The organism is Limnospira sp. (genome assembly GCF_051859755.1).
Classification (GTDB): domain Bacteria; phylum Cyanobacteriota; class Cyanobacteriia; order Cyanobacteriales; family Microcoleaceae; genus Limnospira; species Limnospira fusiformis.
On record NZ_JBIMLI010000256.1, the window covers coordinates 1 to 3,125 of the forward strand.

Genomic DNA, 3,125 nt, shown 5'->3' on the forward strand with positions numbered 1-3,125 from the left:
AATTAATAATTAATAATTGTAGGGGCGGGTTCCGCAGTTAGCTATAGGAATGAGGGAAGCGCTTAATAAACCCGCCCTCACCCCCACCGGGGAATTAATTATTAATTGTTAATTATTAATTGTTAATTATTAATTGTTAATTGTTAATTATTAATTGTTAATTGTTAATTGTTAATTGTTAATTATGGATAGTAATGTCGCAATAGGTTTGGGTAGTAATTTGGGGTTGTCTGGTCAAACAGTAGAAACCGCCCTAGAATTACTGGGAGGCTATGAGGGAATTAGGGTGAAAAAACGATCGCATTGGTATCGGACAATTCCTGTGGGACCCCCTCAGCCGGATTATATCAATGGGTGTGCTATTCTGGAGGTGACTGTCTCCCCTCAGTCCCTCTTGGAAACTCTGCTAGAAATTGAGAAGACATTGGGGCGGGTGCGTGGGGAAAGATGGGGACCGAGAACCCTAGATCTTGATTTATTGCTGTTCGATGATTTAATCTTGAATACACCTACCCTAGAAATACCACACCCGAGAATGCGCGATCGCGCTTTTGTGTTAGTCCCCCTAGCGGAAATAGCCCCGGAGTGGATAGATCCTATCAGTAAAAAGGCGATCGCCCAATTGCTGGAAACTATCGATCAGTCAGGAGTCCAAAAACTAACTTTAACTAACTAATGAAACTAGGTTCAGAACCCCCCGAAATTCTCGCACAACAACTCTTTTATCGAGGTCGGAAATTTAACTTTGATGTCCACCGCCTTCGCCTTCCTAATGGGGCGATCGGTCAGTGGGAATGTGTTAGACACCCCGGAGGTGCTTTGGTAATTCCCGTTACCCCAGAAGGTAAATTGGTATTGGTCAGACAATATCGATTTGCAGTGGAAGGGCGGACTTTGGAATTTCCAGCCGGGACGGTAGAAGTTAACGAAGACCCCGCCGAAACCGTCCGGCGCGAAATTGAAGAAGAAACAGGCTACCGCGCTCATAAGTGGCGTAAACTAGGGCAATTTGTCCTCGCGCCGGGTTATTCTGATGAAATTATTTACGCCTTTCTCGCGGAAGATCTCGAAAAACTAGAAACTCCCCCCGCACAAGATGAAGATGAGGATATAGACACGGTTTTGATGACTCCCCAAGAGTTGGAAAAGGCGATTTGGGAGGGGGAACCTGTGGATGCTAAATCTATCGCTAGTTTTATGTTGGCTAAACCCTTTCTATAACTCTGTGTGTTTATGTCGGATTTAATCTTATTTTGGCATCGTCGAGATCTGCGGATTTCCGATAACTGGGGACTGGCGGCGGCGCGTCGGGTGACTTCTCAGGTGGTGGGGGTCTTCTGTCTTGACCCGGCAATTTTGAGCGGTGATGATATCGCCCCGGTCCGTGTGGCTTATATGATCGGCTGTCTCCAATGTTTACAACGCGACTACCAACGGGGGGGGAGTCAATTACTGATTATTCAGGATAACCCGGCTCAAGGTCTGCGAAAATTGGCGGTGGCTTTGGGGGCGATCGCTGTTTATTGGAATCAAGACGTTGAACCCCTCCCCAGACAACGCGATCGCTCTGTAGAAGAGTCTCTCACAGAGGTGGGGATTAAAGTTGAGACTTTCTGGGATCAGGTTTTGCATTCCCCAGAAGCCATTTTTACCGGGTCTAAGGAACCCTATAAGGTTTATACTCCCTATTGGCGCAAATGGATTCAGCAGCCCAAACCAGAACCCTGTGATACCCTAAAATCTAGGGGGCTGACAGAGGCTCAGGAAAAGGCGGCGAGGGAGGCGGGAGCGATCGCTTTACCCACCGCTAAGGATTTGGGATTTATCTGGTCGGAACCTTTTATCCTAGAACCCGGAGAAACGGCGGCGAGCGATCGCTTGCAACTCTTCTGCGATCGAGCCATTTATGAGTATGACCAAGGGCGGAATTTCCCCGCTATTGATGGCACTTCTCTGTTGAGTCCGGCTTTGAGATTTGGGGCGATCGGTATCCGTACCTTATGGCAAAAAACCCAAGAAATTATGGCTTTAACTCGCAGTGACGAAGCCCGCGACCATATTCAAACTTGGCAGCAGGAAATCGCTTGGCGGGAGTTTTATCAACAGGCTTTATATCACTTCCCCGCCTTAGCCACCGGTGCATTTCGTCAGCCTTTTGACCGTTTTCCTTGGTCAGATAATCAAGAACATTTCCAGGCGTGGTGTCAAGGACGCACCGGATATCCTATTGTTGATGCGGCTATGCGTCAACTCAATGAAACCGGATGGATGCACAACCGTTGTCGCATGATTGTCGCCAGTTTTTTGACCAAGGATTTAATCATCAATTGGCAATGGGGAGAAAAGTATTTTATGCAAAGACTTATTGATGGGGATTTAGCCTCAAATAATGGTGGGTGGCAGTGGAGTTCCTCCAGTGGGATGGACCCTAAGCCTTTGCGGATTTTTAACCCCGCTTCCCAAGCTCAAAAATATGACCCCGAAGCTGAATATATCCGCCAGTGGTTGCCAGAATTGCGGAATTTGGAGACCGCCCACCTCGTGACTGGCAAAATTTCCAGTAGCGATCGACAAGCCTGTGGCTACCCACAGCCCATTGTAGACCACAATCAACAACAAAAATTGTTTAAGTCGATTTATTCCCAATTAAAGGCTTGACAAATTCCCCCAACTATGGCAGGATATTAAATTGTGCCAAACAAATACACCCACTCATGCGGAACTGGCGGAATTGGTAGACGCGCTAGATTCAGGTTCTAGTGTTCGCAAGGACTTCCGGGTTCAAGTCCCGGGTTCCGCATTTGGAAGGAAATGGGCTGGGGGAAGTTGGGCTGATATATGCCACTGTTAACCGTGTTGGCATTTGCACTTATTTTACACTCACTGCCAATAATGCGATCGCTTTTGAGTGCATCAGTGTGATGGTACAATGGGGGCTCAAGTTCCCGGTTCCGCATTGGGAAACAAACCCCGTTGGGCTGGGGGAAGTTGGGTTGATATATGCCACTGTTAACCGTGTTGGCATTTGCACTTATTTTACACTCACTCCCAATAATGCGATCGCTTTTGAGTGCATCAGTGTGATGGTACAATGGGGGCTCAAGTTCCCGGTTCCGCATTGGGAA

General features: G+C 47.5%; 3 protein-coding genes and 1 tRNA gene. All 4 read left to right on the top strand.

Translation table 11 applies throughout. The features are described 5' to 3' along the window. The first annotated feature begins 184 nt into the window (after positions 1 to 184). The 4 genes from folK to ACTIE0_RS23525 all read left to right on the top strand — a co-directional run bounded on the left by folK (position 185) and on the right by ACTIE0_RS23525 (position 2,800). Entirely contained in the window at positions 185 to 676 is a 492-nt protein-coding gene (gene folK / locus ACTIE0_RS23510; protein ID WP_108614740.1) for a 2-amino-4-hydroxy-6-hydroxymethyldihydropteridine diphosphokinase, read from the top strand. Continuing rightward, complete coding sequence (locus ACTIE0_RS23515) at positions 676 to 1,221, top strand: NUDIX hydrolase (protein ID WP_006669340.1); 546 nt, start codon at positions 676 to 678, stop codon at positions 1,219 to 1,221. Before folK ends, ACTIE0_RS23515 begins: the two co-directional genes overlap by 1 nt. A 12-nt stretch (positions 1,222 to 1,233) precedes the next feature. After that, positions 1,234 to 2,658, top strand: coding sequence for an FAD-binding domain-containing protein (locus ACTIE0_RS23520; RefSeq protein WP_006669341.1), 1,425 nt, complete (start codon positions 1,234 to 1,236; stop codon positions 2,656 to 2,658). A gap of 58 nt (positions 2,659 to 2,716) precedes the next feature. After that, positions 2,717 to 2,800: transfer RNA gene (locus ACTIE0_RS23525), tRNA-Leu, on the top strand. The last annotated feature ends 325 nt before the right edge of the window (positions 2,801 to 3,125 follow it).

Coding starts and splice junctions, on each gene's coding strand:
- ACTIE0_RS23515 (WP_006669340.1), top strand. CDS start 676: ATGAAACTAGGTTCAGAACCCCCCGAAATTCTCGCACAACAACTCTTT.
- ACTIE0_RS23520 (WP_006669341.1), top strand. CDS start 1,234: ATGTCGGATTTAATCTTATTTTGGCATCGTCGAGATCTGCGGATTTCC.
- folK (WP_108614740.1), top strand. CDS start 185: ATGGATAGTAATGTCGCAATAGGTTTGGGTAGTAATTTGGGGTTGTCT.